Raw genomic sequence first — 13,845 nt, 5'->3', positions numbered from 1 at the left:
ATGGGACCCGCTCACGTTGGAAGTACTTCCGAACTGCGGTAGCGCCGAACCTGCGAAGTGCATTTAGTTAGAAGTACTTCCAATGTGCGGGGCCAACGAATGACGGCACTACCGGCCAGCGGCACACACGAACAGCGCGATAGAAGTTACTTCCATATCGCGGATTGATTTATCAACGGTCGCATTGCGGCCATAACGGAGAGCAGCATGAAAGAAAGCACGATGATGACGTTTGACGAACTGAGCGCACTGCGGAGCAACGTGAATGCGGACGTGGCGAAGGGCCGAAAGGAGATTGATGCGCTGGCCGAGAGAATGAGAAAGGCCAATGCGGCGCTCACGAAGGCACTGGCAGACGCGACGCCTGATCCCATTCCCGCCGATGAGGGCGAACGGCTCGAAGGCATGATGCGCGATCTCAAAGCGGCTCGCACTGTTGAGATCGGCGCGGCACACGCGGACGGCCGCAAGCCGGTCACTGCGAAGCTCGACAAGGCGATCAATCAGGCTGAGAACGACCTTGCCGCATATCTAGCGAAACGTGAGGCCGCCGAGGCTGGTGAGCCTGTGTTCGAGGAGAAGCGAGCGGAGGCGCGCGCTAAACACGCATCGGAGGTTAAGGAGATCAATGCGGCGGTGGCGAAGGTCAAATACGCGATTGCGCGTCTCGAATGGCAGTTGATGGAAGGCTACATGCGGTGCGGCATTAATGCGGCGCTCGCGGCGACCACTGACGAGATGGCGGCCGACAGGTTGCTCAGTGCATGCGAGGCGAGCAACGATAAAGCCGTTGCCATGGGTCGGATGTTCGAGGGGACTGCACTTGCTCCCCTAGCACGACACTTCGATAGGGACAATCTCACGTTGCGCCGGGATGCGGAGATGAAGCGGCTCGCCGCCTCAGGACTGAAGGACCTTCCTAAGCCCTTCCATATCCGCACCGCACTGAACGGCTATTACGATGGGCCTTCCGTCCGCGAAGCACAGCAAGGGCCGCGTGTCATTGAGAGCGAGCCGACAGACCATCGCGAACGACGCTATGCGAACGCTGGCGTATTTTTGGGTGACGGACGGCGGATTGGCTGATGAGAGCGGGGCGGCCATGCGCCGCCTCATTCACTACCGAACAATGGGAGGACACGATGCCTGCGGGTATGCAAGTGTGGGATGAGCAAGGGCGACTGACGGTGAATATGACAACCCGCCTCGCGCGCTTCCTAGGCAGTCGCTATATCGACGGGACGGGGGGAAGTCTGATGGACGAGAATCTATCTCAGGGCGAGCCGTTCGCGATATTTCAGCCGGACCAACTTTTCTATCACATCAGCGGCGATGCGCCCCGACCGGTAATTACGATATCTGGCAATACGATAGGGTGGTCTTACGGCGCGGCCGTGAATTCGTATCACAAGCCGGTTCCGGGCAATCTGTTTTACGGTGTTAGGTGAGCCTGCGAAGGGGGGCGGTGCAATACCGCCCTTAGCGCCGCGTCACGCGATTCAGTATGAGATGGCCGCCCATGGCGACAGCGCCGAGCAGCAGCGCCCCATAGAACAGGTGTCCGCTTATCGCGAGGTAAGCGAATCCGGCGATGCCGGACAGAAGCACAGCTAGCAATCCCCATCCGAGTCCGAGCATTTTGCCCCCGCTAAATATTTGTGCGTTCGATTATGGACGTGCGATAGAGACGCGGCAAGCGACCCCCTAGGCCGCGCGTCTGTTGGGGTCAATGTTGGGGTCAAACGACAGCCATGAAAAAAGGACCTACGGCATGACACCGTAAGTCCTTGTTTTCTTTGGTCGGGGCGAGAGGATTTGAACCTCCGACCACCTGCACCCCATGCAGGTACGCTACCAGGCTGCGCTACGCCCCGAAGAACAGCACAAAATTATAACAGACACTTCATTCGATTAGAACCGCTTCGTACGAACAAAGTGCACTAGTGCCTCAATAAATCGATCACGTGCAGCAATTCCTTGCGCAACTGTTCGACGTCCACCGCGGCTGCCGCAACCGCAGGCGCCTGCACGGCAGCTACACCCTCGCCTTCCTCGACCAATTCTGCCGGCCCACCATGCCCGCCGCCGTGCGAATCGAGCCGGTTGCGCGCGCCGTTGATCGTGAAGCCCTGCTCGTACAACAACTCACGAATCCGCCGGATCAACAGCACCTCATGATGCTGATAGTAGCGGCGATTGCCGCGCCGCTTGACCGGCCTCAACTGCGTGAACTCCTGCTCCCAGTAACGCAACACATGCGGCTTCACACCGCATAGTTCGCTGACCTCACCGATCGTGAAGTAGCGCTTCGCCGGAATCGGAGGCAAGACGACTTTTTCGATCGTCGCTGTCATCGTCAGTTAGCCGTCGTAGTGGTTGCGCAGGAGCGCGCGAGTCGATCAGCGCGCGAAGCTCGCTTCAGCGCCGTTTTCAACCAGCGCTTTCAGCTTTTGACTTGCATGGAACGTCACAACGCGACGCGCGGCGATCGGAATCGCCTCGCCGGTCTTCGGGTTTCTGCCGGGACGCTGGGGCTTGTCACGCAACTGAAAGTTGCCGAACCCCGACAGCTTCACGCTGTCGCCACTCTCCAGCGCATCGCGAATCACCTCGAAGAACGCTTCGACCATGTCTTTCGCTTCCCGCTTGTTGAGCCCGACATTGTCGAACAGCAACTCGGCAAGCTCCGCTTTGGTGAGCGTCGGCGTTTCAGTCGAAACGACGGCGGGTGATGTCGGAATATCGCGAATCATGGCGCTGCGTTGCGCCGTAAGAAGGGCTTCGAAATCACTCGAGTTCATTTCATTCATATCTATCAAATGGCGCGCCAAGCAAAAAACAAAGGATGCGGAAACAGCCGTGCAATTGTTAAATGCGGGTTATCCGCGCAACCGTGCGCCATATACTCGAGCCAGACGTTCCACCAGAGTTTGAATGGCCAGATCGACCGTTTCATCCTGCAGGGTTCCGCCAGTATCTTGCAAGGTCACACGGAACGCAAGGCTTTTCTCGTGAGCAGCCAGACCACCGGAAGTGTTTGATTTTGGACGGAATTCGTCGAAAAGCGCAACCTTCTGAACGCTCTTGCAAGCGGGTTCGGACTGGGCTTTCTGAAGCTCGTCGAGTAGCGCCTGGACCTCGATTTTCTGATCGACGACCACCGCAATATCGCGACGCACCGGCGGGAATTTAGAAACTTCCGCGGGAGTCGGCAATACGCGCTGCATTAATGCTTCCGCTTCGATTTCAAACAGAATCGGCGCATGCGGCAAATCGTATTTCTGCATCCAGCGCGGATGCAATTCGCCGATCCAACCCACTGCGCGTCCATTTACTTCGACACGCGCGCTGCGCCCCGGATGCAAAGCCGGATGCTCCGCTTTCACGAAACGCGCCACCGCCGGCGCCAGCAGCGCTTCGAGATCGCCCTTCATGTCGAAGTAGTCGACCGTGCGCGTCGGCGCGCCCCACTGCTCGTCGAGCGCGGGACCGTACGCGAGCGCGCCAATCATCTTCGGTTGCGCGAAACCTTCGACCGTCAGCTCACCCGCCTTGATCGACGGGTCGTGCAGGAACACACGGCCGGCTTCGAACACGCGCACGCGATCCGCCGCGCGGCGATTCAGGTTTGTGCGCAGCACGTTGATGAGGCTGCCGAACAGCGTCGTGCGCATCACCGACAACTGGCTCGCGATCGGATTGAGCAGACGAACCGGCTTGTCGTTGCCGGCGAAGTCCTGCTCCCACTCGGCGTCGACGAAACTGAAGTTCACCGTCTCAGCGTAATCGCGCGCAGCGAGCGCGTGGCGGATCACGTGGATCGAGCGTTGCGTTTCATTGGTCGGCAGCATTTCGCTGGTCGCGACCGGGGGCCGTGCCGGAATCTTCTCGAAGCCGTAAATGCGTGCGACTTCTTCAATCAGGTCTTCTTCGATTTCGATATCGAAACGGTACGACGGCGGCATCACCGCGAAGGTATCGCCATCGCGCTCGAATGAGAGGCCGAGGCGCGTGAAGATCTGCGCAATTTCTTCCGCGCCGATCTGCACGCCGATGATGCGGTTCGCACGAGACACACGCATTTTCACGGGCTCACGCTTTGGCACGTTGACGATCTGATCGTCGACCGGACCGGCCTCACCGCCGCAGATGTCGAGGATTAGTTGCGTGATGCGCTCGATATGATCGACGGTCGTCGCATAGTCGACCCCGCGCTCGAAACGATGGCCCGCATCGGTCGAGAAGTTGTATTTGCGCGAGCGGCCGCGAATGCTATCGGGCCACCAGAACGCGGCTTCGAGATAGATGTTGGTAGTGTCGAGCGTGACGGCCGTGCTGTCGCCGCCCATGATGCCCGCGAGGCTTTCGATATGCTGCTCGTCAGCGATTACGCCGACAGTTTCATCGAGCTCGACGGTATTGCCGTTCAGCAGTTTGAGCGTTTCGCCCTTGCGGCCCCAACGCACGTCCATGCCGCCGTGGATCTTGTCGAGATCGAACACGTGCGACGGACGGCCCAGTTCGAGCATCACATAGTTCGAGATGTCGACGAGCGCGGAGATGCTGCGCTGGCCCGAACGCTCGAGGCGCTCGACCATCCAGTGCGGCGACTTCGCGCGCGCGTTCACGCCGCGAATCACGCGGCCGGAGAAACGGCCGCACAGATCGGGCGCAGAGATTTTGACCGGCAACGTTTCGTTGAGCTTGACCTCGGCCGGCTTGATGTCCAACGGGCGCAACGGCGCGCCAGTGATTGCCGACGTCTCGCGCGCCACACCAAACACCGACAGGCAGTCCGCCTTGTTCGGCGTCAGCTTGATTTCGAACACGGTGTCGTCGAGGTTCAGCGTTTCGCGGATATCCTGGCCAATCGGCGTAGCTTCCGGCAGGATCATCAGACCGCTATGATCTTCCGATAGCTTCAGCTCGCGTGCGGAGCACAGCATGCCCTCGCTTTGCACGCCGCGCAGCTTCGAGAGCTTGATCGCGAACGGCTCGCCGCCCTCTTCGGCCGGCGGCAGTTGCGCGCCCACCAGCGCGACCGGCACCTTGATGCCCGGCGCCACGTTCGGCGCACCGCATACGATGTTCAGCGTCGCGCCCGTGCCGGCGTCGACCTGACACACGTTGAGCTTGTCCGCGTCCGGGTGTTTGGCGACTTCCAGCACCTGGCCGACGACGATCTTCGAGGTCGGCGGTGCGGCCGGCCGCAGGTCTTCGACTTCGAGACCGGCCATCGTCAACGCGTGCGACAGTTCGTCGGTCGTCAGTTGAGGATCGACAAAGGTTCTCAGCCAGGATTCCGGGAATTGCATGGTTCTGTGTACGTTCTGATCAGGTTAGGTCCACGTCCGGCAGTGGCTGCGCGTGACTCCGGATTCGTAGCCGGTTCACTCGCAACGCCCTGCCGGGGACGCCGGCGGCATCACGAGGTGCGATACCGCGCTCTATGCTTGTCGCGTTCGTACGCGCCGGTTCAGGCGAATTGACGCAGGAAACGCAGGTCGTTTTCGAAGAACAGACGCAGGTCTTGCACGCCGTAACGCAACATCGTGAGCCGCTCGAGGCCGCTGCCGAAAGCAAAGCCGATGTAGCGCTCCGGGTCGAGGCCCATATTGCGGATCACCGTGGGGTGAACCTGGCCCGAGCCCGAAATTTCGAGCCACTTGCCGGCGTTCTTGCCCGTTTCGAACAGCATGTCGATTTCGGCCGACGGTTCGGTGAACGGGAAATACGACGGACGGAAGCGCACGAGAATGTCGTCGCGTTCGAAAAATTTCTTCAGGAAGTCGGTGTAGACACCCTTCAGGTCCGCGAAGCTAATGTTCTCGTCGATCCACAGGCCTTCGACCTGGTTGAACATTGGCGAATGCGTCGCGTCGCTGTCCACCCGGTACGTACGACCCGGCACGATGACCTTGATCGGCGGCGTGTTGGTGCGCGCGTAGCGCACCTGCATCGGGCTCGTATGCGTGCGCAGCAGCAGTTGACGGCCGTCGGCATCTTTGCCATCGACGTAGAAGGTGTCCTGCATCGAACGCGCGGGATGGTTTTCCGGGCTGTTCAGCGAGGTGAAGTTGTACCAGTCGGTTTCGATCTCGGGGCCGTCGGCCACGTCGAATCCGATCGTACGGAAAATCTGTTCGACGCGCTCCCATGTGCGCATCACCGGGTGCAGGCTACCTGCAGCGGTGCCGCGGCCGGGCAGCGTTACGTCGATGGCTTCAGCGGCGAGGCGTTGATTCAGCAACGCGTCGGCCAGCGCCTGACGGCGGGCCGTCAACGCGGCTTCCACTTGTTGCTTGACGAGGTTGATCCGTGCGCCTTCGGTCTTGCGCGTTTCGGGATCGAGTTTGCCAAGGCCCTTCAGCAGCTCGGTCAGCGCACCCGATTTGCCGAGAAAGCGCGCTTTCTCGTTCTCGAGGGTGGTGACGTCGGAGGCTTCTGCGAAGGCTTTTTGCGCGTCGGCGACAATCTGGTCCAGATCCATTGATCCCATCATTTCAACGTCAGTGTTCAATTGAAGCAAAACTGGTTCTACCAACAAAAACGGGGCTCGGTGAGGAGCCCCGTTTTTGCTGCAGCGTCACCGAGACTACCGGATATTCGCTGCAACGAACCACGCAGTGTTAATTGCCAGAAGCGCAATCAGGCTGCAACGGCGGCTTTCACCTGCTGAACGATCGCAGCAAAAGCAGCCTTGTCGAACACAGCCATGTCGGCCAGCACCTTGCGGTCGAGTTCGATCGAAGCCTTCTTCAGGCCGTTGATGAACACGCTGTACGTCATGTCGTGCTGACGCACCGCCGCGTTGATACGCGTGATCCACAATGCGCGGAACACACGCTTCTTGTTGCGGCGATCGCGGTAGGCGTATTGGCCTGCGCGCATGACCGCCTGCTTGGCGATGCGATAGACGTTATTGCGACGGCCGCGGTAACCCTTGGCCAGCTTGATGATCTTCTTGTGACGGGCCCGTGCGGTAACCCCACGTTTTACTCGAGGCATGTCTTGCTCCTATGAGTGTCGGTTAAGGGTTAAGCGAACGGCAGCATTGCGCGCACGGAGTTCAGATCGGAATCATGAACTGCCGTCGAACCGCGCAAATGGCGTTTGTTCTTGGTGGTCTTCTTGGTAAGAATGTGACGCTTGAAGGCCTGACCGCGCTTGACGGTACCGCCCGGACGCACCACGAAGCGCTTTGCAGCACTCTTCTTGGTCTTCATCTTCGGCATGACAACTCCATTATTAGATGGATATGGGTGTGCGGTCGGCCAGTGGCCATCCCCCGCCCTTCGAAACCCATTCCACTTGGTATGCAGACCGCCAGCACCGCCGGCGGCCGCTTTTCAGGAATCGGCGCGCACTTGCATGCACGCCGTTCCGAAACCTGCCGATACCGCGCCGGACACCCGGCGCAACATCGCTTCAAATCCTATTCAAACTTCAGCCGTCAGAGCACGCACCCCTTTGGCGCGCAGCCGCTCCAGCCGCTTACTTCTTTTTCTTCGGAGCGAGCACCATGATCATCTGGCGCCCTTCCATTTTCGGCATTTGCTCGACCTGACCAACTTCGTCGAGGTCCGTGCGCAGGCGCTCGAGCATGCGCATACCGATTTCCTGGTGAGCCATTTCGCGGCCACGGAAACGTAACGTGATTTTCGTCTTGTCGCCGTCTTCGAGGAAGCGGATGAGGTTTCGCAGTTTGACGTTATAGTCGCCGTCATCGGTACCCGGGCGGAATTTGACTTCCTTGACCTGAATGACCTTCTGCTTGAGCTTGGCCTCGTGTTGCTTCTTCGCTTCCTGGTACTTGAACTTGCCGTAGTCCATCAAACGGCAAACCGGCGGGACCGCTTGCGGAGCGATTTCGACCAGATCCACGTCTTGCTGTTCCGACATGCGGAACGCATCAGCGAGTTTCACGATGCCGAGCGGTTCGTTCTCGACGCCGACCAGACGCACCTCGGGTGCCGTAATTTCACCGTTGATGCGGTGCGCAGACTTATCAGTAGCGATGTTACGTTTCCTCTAAAAATTAAAAAAAACGAGCCGGCCTACCAAGTGGCTCAGTTGAACGACTGCACGTCCTGGCGCAGACGCTCAATGAAGGCATCGAGGGGCATCACGCCCAGATCGACGCCACCACGGGCACGCACGGCTACCGTTTGGGCTTCACGCTCTTTGTCGCCGACCACGAGCAGATACGGGACCTTTTCCAGCGTGTGCTCGCGTATTTTATAGCTAATCTTCTCGTTGCGCAAATCGGCTTCAACTCTAACCCCTTGTTTTTGCAACGATTGGGCTAGCGACTGCGCATACTCTGCCTGACTTTCCGCGATATTCATCACGACAACCTGCATCGGCGCGAGCCATGAAGGCATTGCACCGGCATGGTGCTCGATCAGAATTCCGAGAAAACGCTCCATGGAACCGACGATTGCCCGGTGCAGCATGATCGGGCGGCGGCGGCCGTTGTCCTCGGCGACGTATTCGGCGCCCAGGCGCTCCGGCAGCACCATGTCGAGCTGCAACGTGCCGCATTGCCACGAGCGGCCGAGCGCGTCCTTGATGTGGTATTCGACCTTCGGGCCGTAGAACGCACCCTCGCCCGGCAACTCCTCCCACGTCACGCCGCAAGCCGTCAACGCCTCGCGCAGGCCCTGCTCCGCGCGATCCCACGTTTCGTCCGTGCCGGCGCGCGCGTCCGGGCGCAGCGACAGCTTGATCTCGACGTTGTCGAAACCGAAATCCTTGTAGACGCTCATCGCCAGCGTATTGAAGGCAATCGATTCACTGATGAACTGGTCTTCCGTACAGAAAATGTGCGCGTCGTCCTGCACGAAACCACGCACACGCATCAGGCCATGCAGCGCGCCGGACGATTCATTGCGATGGCACGAACCAAACTCCGCGTAGCGCAGCGGCAGATCGCGATACGAGCGCAAACCGTGGTTGAACACCTGCACGTGACCCGGGCAGTTCATCGGCTTGATCGCGTAGTCGCGCTTTTCCGATTCCGTCGTGAACATATTTTCACGATAGTTCTGCCAGTGGCCCGACGCTTCCCACAGCGAGCGGTCCATGATCATCGGCGTCTTGATTTCAAGGTAGCCGGCGTCGTTCACGCGACGGCGCATGTACTGCTCGACCTGCTGCCACAGCGTCCAGCCACGCGGATGCCAGAACACCATGCCCGGCGACTCGTCTTGCATGTGGAACAGATCGAGCTGCTTGCCGAGCTTGCGGTGATCGCGCTTCTCCGCCTCTTCGAGCATGTGCAGATACGCTTCCTGATCTTCCTTTTTGGTCCAGGCCGTACCGTAAATGCGCTGCAATTGTTCGTTCTTCGAATCGCCGCGCCAGTAGGCGCCCGCGACCTTCATCAGCTTGAAGACTTTCAGCTTGCCAGTGGACGGCACGTGGGGGCCGCGACACAGATCGGTGAAGCCGCCGTGCGAGTACAGCTTGATCTCGTCGGTGGACGGAATCGATTCGATGATCTCAGCCTTGTACTTTTCGCCGATGCTCTTGAAGTAGGCCACCGCCTCGTCACGCGATACGACGCGGCGCGAGACCGGCTCGTCTTTCTTCGCGAGTTCCTGCATGCGCTTTTCAATCTTTTCGAGATCTTCCGGCGTGAAGGGACGGTTATATGCGAAGTCGTAATAGAAGCCGTTGTCGATGACCGGGCCGATCGTGACCTGCGCTTCCGGGTACAGATCCTTCACCGCATACGCGAGCAGGTGCGCCGCAGAGTGACGAATGATATCGAGACCGTCTGCATCTTTTTCGGTGACGATGGCGAGCGCCACGTCGTGATCGATCAGCGCGGACGTGTCGACCAACTCGCCGTCGATCTTGCCGCCGAGCGCAGCCTTAGCGAGGCCGGGGCCGATCGAGGCCGCCACTTCGGCGACGGTCACCGGATGCTCGTACTGTCGAACAGAACCGTCAGGCAGACGTATCGAAACCATTGCGTTCTCCGTGGTGCCGACCGGCGGCGGCACATACATCAAGGTCAAAAAACCAAAAAAAAATGCGGCCCCGCTTTCGAGGGGCCGCATTCACATTTCCTGCAAACTACACTGGCGAAAGTGGTCCTCGACTAGCGTCGCTCCGAAGTGCTTTCGGTCAACGTTCGCGGTGTCATAACCGTATTCGCCTTTTGCGCCAAAGGCGCTTGCTGCAGTTTGCGAAACCCCGGCAAAACCGGAATTTCTCTTTCGTTGGTAGGCTCGATTGGACTCGAACCAACGACCCCCACCATGTCAAGGTGGTGCTCTAACCAGCTGAGCTACGAGCCTGAAGAAACGAGATTATATGGAGCCCCACACTGCTTGGCAAGTACTTTTCTGCACCGGTTTCAAATTCTACTCGCGCGCACGCGCGTCCTGCGAATGCACGGCAGGCAGAGGCGCGGCAAGATGCTTCCACGCGCCATCTCGCGCACGCGTCAGTTCTTGCGTAAGGCGCGCACCACGCCCGTCACCTCGCCGAGCAGCGTGCAAGCGCGCTGAATCTGCGACGCGCTCGACACTTCGACGGTAAATTGCATGAACGCAGCGTTGCGGCGCGTTTGCGTCTTCACGCCGATCACATTCATCTTTTCGCGCGCGAACACTTCGGAAATGTCGCGCAGCAAACCCTGTCTGTCCGTCGCTTCTATAGAGAGGTCGACGGGATACACGGATTGGCCGCGCCCGCTCATCACGTCCGCCGACCACGCGGTCTCCAACACGCGCTCCGGCGCGCGCTCGGCCATCCGCCGGAACGTCGGGCAGTCGCTGCGGTGAATCGACATGCCCTTGCCACGCGTGACAAAGCCGCAGATGCCGTCGGGTGGCGCCGGCCGGCAGCAGCGCGCAAGCTGCGTAAGCAACGCATCGACACCGACCACCAGCACGCCGGTGGACGCTCCGCGCGCGACGCTCGCCCCGCTGCTGCGCTTCTCGAACTGCTCCGGCGCTTCCACCGCCGGCTCCGGCGGCGGCGCATCGTGCAACGCCTGTTCGACGAGCCGCAGACTGAACTCCTCCTTGCCGACCACGGAGAACAGATCGTCGGTGGTCTTGAAGCCGAGCCTGGCGGCTAGCTGATCGAGATTGACCGACGTCTTGCCCTCGCGCTGCAAGGTCTTTTCGACCATCGCACGGCCACTCGCAATGTGCTCCTGCACCTCGACAGCGTTGAACCACGCGCGCACCTTCTGACGCGCGCGCGAACTGTGCAGATAGCCGAGCTGCGGGTTGAGCCAGTCGCGCGAAGGCCCCCCCTCTTTCACCGCGACGATCTCGACCGTCTGCCCGTTCTGCAACTGGGTATTGAGCGGCACCATCGCGCCGTCGACGCGTGCGCCGCGGCAGCGATGCCCCAGCTCGCTATGCAGGTGATACGCGAAATCGACGGGCGTTGCGCCGTGCGGCAGCGGAATCACGCGCGCCTGCGGCGTCAGCACGTAGATATGGTCGTCGTCGAGCGTGGCCTGACGCAGCTGCTCCCACGGCTGCGCCGCGCGCTGCTCGCCATGCTCGCCCTCCGTCACTTCGTCCTTCCAAGCAAGCAGTTGCCGCAGCCACGCAATCTTCTCGTCGTACTTCTCGTTGGCGGTGAACTGCCCGCCATAGCCACGCGTGCCGGCCTCCTTGTAGCGCCAATGCGCGGCCACGCCGTACTCGGCGAACTGATGCATTTCCTGCGTGCGGATCTGCACTTCGAACGCGCGGCCGTCATCGCCAATCACCACCGTGTGCAGCGATTTGTAGCCGTTCGGTTTGGGCCGAGAGATGTAGTCGTCGAACTCTTTCGGCACCGGCTGCCACAGGTTGTGCACGATACCGAGCACCGTGTAGCAATCCTTGATGTCCGGCACGATCACGCGAAACGCGCGCACGTCGTAGAGTTCGGCGAAGTCGAGCTCCTTGCCGCGCATCTTGCGCCAGATGCTGTAGATGTGTTTGGGCCGGCCGCTGACTTCCGCGCGAATCTGCGCTGCGGCCAGCTCCTCCTGCAGGCGTTCAATCGCCTGCGCGACATAGCTCTCGCGCTCGACGCGCTTCTCGTCGAGCAGCTTCGCGATGCGCTTGTATGTATCCGGCTCTTCGAAGCGAAACGCGAGGTCCTCGAGTTCCCACTTCAGTTGCCAGATGCCCAGGCGGTTGGCGAGCGGCGCATAGATATCGAGCGTCTCGCGCGCCACGTCCGGTGAAGGCGTGATCTTCGCCGCCGCGTAATACCGCAGCGATTGCAAACGCGACGCCAGACGGATCAGCACCACGCGAATGTCCTGCGCGAACGCGAGCAGCATCTTGCGCAGCGCCTCGACCTGCACGCGGCGCGCCGCCTGTGCGTCGCGCCCGACTTCGGGTATCGCATTCTGCGCAGCGCGCAAGCTCACCGTGCCAAGGCGCAGGAGCTTGCGCACGTCACCGACCAGTTGCGCGACTTCTTCGCCGAATTTGTCGGCGATTACGCGCTCCGGGTCCTGCAGATGCGGCGTCAACGCGAACAGCGCCGCCGCCAGTACCGCTGGCGGATCGACATTGAGCTTGCGCATGATCAACGCCGTTCCCGCCGCGTGATCCGCCAGCGATTCCCCCGACGACAGCCGCACCTCGCCCGCGTGCTCGCGCACGAACGCCATCGCTTCTTCGAAAGAAGGAATGGGGTGAGGCGTGCTCGTAACGATTTCGGTATTCATGGTGCGACGGCCCGCCGGGCCAGACGAATCAAGGGAATTTCAACAACGGTGACCGCGCGAGGCCTAGCTGCGCTGTGCCGCGACCACGACGATTTCGACGAGGCATTTCGGGTTGGCGAGTTTGGCTTCGACGGTAGCGCGCGGCGGCGTGTCACCTTGCGCGACCCACTCGTCCCACACCGCGTTCATGCCGGCGAAATGCACCATGTCCGAGATGTAGATCTGCACCGACAGCAGATGCGACTTGTCGCTGTTCACTTCACCCAGCAGGCGGTCGATGTGCCCGAGCACTTCGCGCGTCTGCCCCGTGATGTCCTGGTCCGCGTCTTCGGCGATCTGGCCTGCGAGGTACACGGTGCCGTTGTGCACGGCGGTTTCCGAGAGGCGCTTGCCGACGTGATGACGAATGACTGCCATGAAAAGTCCTGAAATGGGTTGAAGTTGATCAGAATGCGCTCCGCATGGCGGCCATCAAAGACGCCACGCGGAACCGTCTATTATGACGCGTCGAGCGCCGGGCCGATAAAGAACCGTCTTGCGAGCTCGATCTGATCGGCTGCGAGAAAGGCGGGCGCGTGCCCAACGCCAGCGATCTCCGCGCTCGACACGGCACGTCCGGCCGTAACCATCTTCGCAACAGTTTCACGCGACAGCAGATCGGAATGCTCGCCGCGCACCACCAGCACCGGCCCCTGGAACGACGCGAGCGAATGCCAGAGCGCGGCCTCGCCGAGTTTCGTCGCTTCCTCGGTGGTCGCGGCAAACGGCTGCGCGATGCGCGGGTCGTACCGGAACAGCCACGCGCCTTCCTGTTCGCGCAGCAACGGCGTATTGATTTCACGCCATTCGTCCGCGGTGAGCGGGCCGAAAGTTTGCGCGAGCAAGGCGGCGTGATCGATGCCCTGTTGCAGCGTCTCGAAGCGCGCGGGCTTGCCGAGGTAGTCGCCGATACGTTGCACGGCGCCCGGCTCCAGATGCGGGCCGACGTCGTTCAGCAGCAGTTTGCGGATCGGCGTCTCCGGCAAACCGGCCAGCCCGAGCCCGATCAAGCCACCCATCGATGTGCCGAACCAGTCGACCGTTTCGACATTCAGGCGCGCGATCAGCGTGACCATGTCGGCGACGTATTGGGGAATGCCATATGA

General features: G+C 60.6%; 13 protein-coding genes and 2 tRNA genes. 1 reads left to right on the top strand and 14 read right to left on the bottom strand.

Going from position 1 to position 13,845, the window contains the following annotated elements; genetic code table 11:
• Window positions 1–207: 207 nt before the first annotated feature.
• Window positions 208–1,086 carry a hypothetical protein gene (locus CIC12_RS08755; protein ID WP_168663734.1) on the top strand — a complete coding sequence of 293 codons (879 nt, stop codon included), beginning with the start codon at window positions 208–210 and terminating at the stop codon, window positions 1,084–1,086.
• 393 nt (window positions 1,087–1,479) lie between these two features.
• On the opposite strand, the gene CIC12_RS08750 is transcribed toward CIC12_RS08755, so the two are convergent.
• From CIC12_RS08750 to CIC12_RS08685, 14 genes are all read right to left on the bottom strand, one after another.
• A complete protein-coding gene (locus tag CIC12_RS08750) occupies window positions 1,480–1,617 on the bottom strand; it encodes a hypothetical protein (protein WP_168663733.1) in 138 nt (45 codons plus the stop codon).
• A 180-nt stretch (window positions 1,618–1,797) separates the two neighbouring features.
• Window positions 1,798–1,874: transfer RNA gene (locus tag CIC12_RS08745), tRNA-Pro, on the bottom strand.
• Window positions 1,875–1,940: 66 nt separating this feature from the next.
• Window positions 1,941–2,354: a MerR family transcriptional regulator gene (locus CIC12_RS08740; protein WP_168663732.1), complete on the bottom strand. Its 414-nt coding sequence runs from the start codon at window positions 2,352–2,354 to the stop codon at window positions 1,941–1,943.
• A gap of 45 nt (window positions 2,355–2,399) precedes the next feature.
• Window positions 2,400–2,810 (bottom strand): integration host factor subunit alpha, encoded by a 411-nt coding sequence (locus CIC12_RS08735; RefSeq protein ID WP_075301562.1) that lies wholly within the window; start codon window positions 2,808–2,810, stop codon window positions 2,400–2,402.
• 69 nt (window positions 2,811–2,879) lie between these two features.
• Window positions 2,880–5,315: a phenylalanine--tRNA ligase subunit beta gene (gene pheT / locus CIC12_RS08730; protein WP_168663731.1), complete on the bottom strand. Its 2,436-nt coding sequence runs from the start codon at window positions 5,313–5,315 to the stop codon at window positions 2,880–2,882.
• Between the two features lie 161 nt (window positions 5,316–5,476).
• On the bottom strand, window positions 5,477–6,490 hold the full coding sequence (gene pheS, locus CIC12_RS08725; protein ID WP_168663730.1) for a phenylalanine--tRNA ligase subunit alpha: 1,014 nt from the start codon (window positions 6,488–6,490) through the stop codon (window positions 5,477–5,479).
• Between the two features lie 158 nt (window positions 6,491–6,648).
• Entirely contained in the window at window positions 6,649–7,008 is a 360-nt protein-coding gene (gene rplT / locus CIC12_RS08720; protein WP_006052502.1) for a 50S ribosomal protein L20, read from the bottom strand.
• Between the two features lie 29 nt (window positions 7,009–7,037).
• The gene (rpmI, locus tag CIC12_RS08715) at window positions 7,038–7,235 is read right to left on the bottom strand and encodes a 50S ribosomal protein L35 (RefSeq protein ID WP_006052501.1); all 198 of its coding nucleotides are present in this window, start codon (window positions 7,233–7,235) and stop codon (window positions 7,038–7,040) included.
• 259 nt (window positions 7,236–7,494) lie between these two features.
• Window positions 7,495–8,019, bottom strand: a complete 525-nt coding sequence (gene infC / locus CIC12_RS08710) for a translation initiation factor IF-3 (RefSeq protein ID WP_073430551.1) — start codon at window positions 8,017–8,019, stop codon at window positions 7,495–7,497.
• A gap of 50 nt (window positions 8,020–8,069) precedes the next feature.
• On the bottom strand, window positions 8,070–9,977 hold the full coding sequence (gene thrS, locus CIC12_RS08705; protein WP_168663729.1) for a threonine--tRNA ligase: 1,908 nt from the start codon (window positions 9,975–9,977) through the stop codon (window positions 8,070–8,072).
• A 253-nt stretch (window positions 9,978–10,230) separates the two neighbouring features.
• Window positions 10,231–10,307: transfer RNA gene (locus CIC12_RS08700), tRNA-Val, on the bottom strand.
• A gap of 149 nt (window positions 10,308–10,456) precedes the next feature.
• Complete coding sequence (locus CIC12_RS08695; RefSeq protein WP_168663728.1) at window positions 10,457–12,700, bottom strand: RelA/SpoT family protein; 2,244 nt, start codon at window positions 12,698–12,700, stop codon at window positions 10,457–10,459.
• A 63-nt stretch (window positions 12,701–12,763) separates the two neighbouring features.
• Window positions 12,764–13,117, bottom strand: coding sequence for a RidA family protein (locus CIC12_RS08690; protein WP_168663727.1), 354 nt, complete (start codon window positions 13,115–13,117; stop codon window positions 12,764–12,766).
• 80 nt (window positions 13,118–13,197) lie between these two features.
• Window positions 13,198–13,845, bottom strand: a 648-nt coding sequence (locus CIC12_RS08685; RefSeq protein WP_168663726.1) for an alpha/beta fold hydrolase, incomplete at its 5' end; no start/stop codon positions are given.

It is taken from the genome of Paraburkholderia sp. SG-MS1, from assembly GCF_012275575.1.
Classification (GTDB): domain Bacteria; phylum Pseudomonadota; class Gammaproteobacteria; order Burkholderiales; family Burkholderiaceae; genus Paraburkholderia.
The sequence above is the reverse complement of the archived record's forward strand: the minus strand, read 5'-3'. Positions and strand labels throughout refer to the sequence as shown.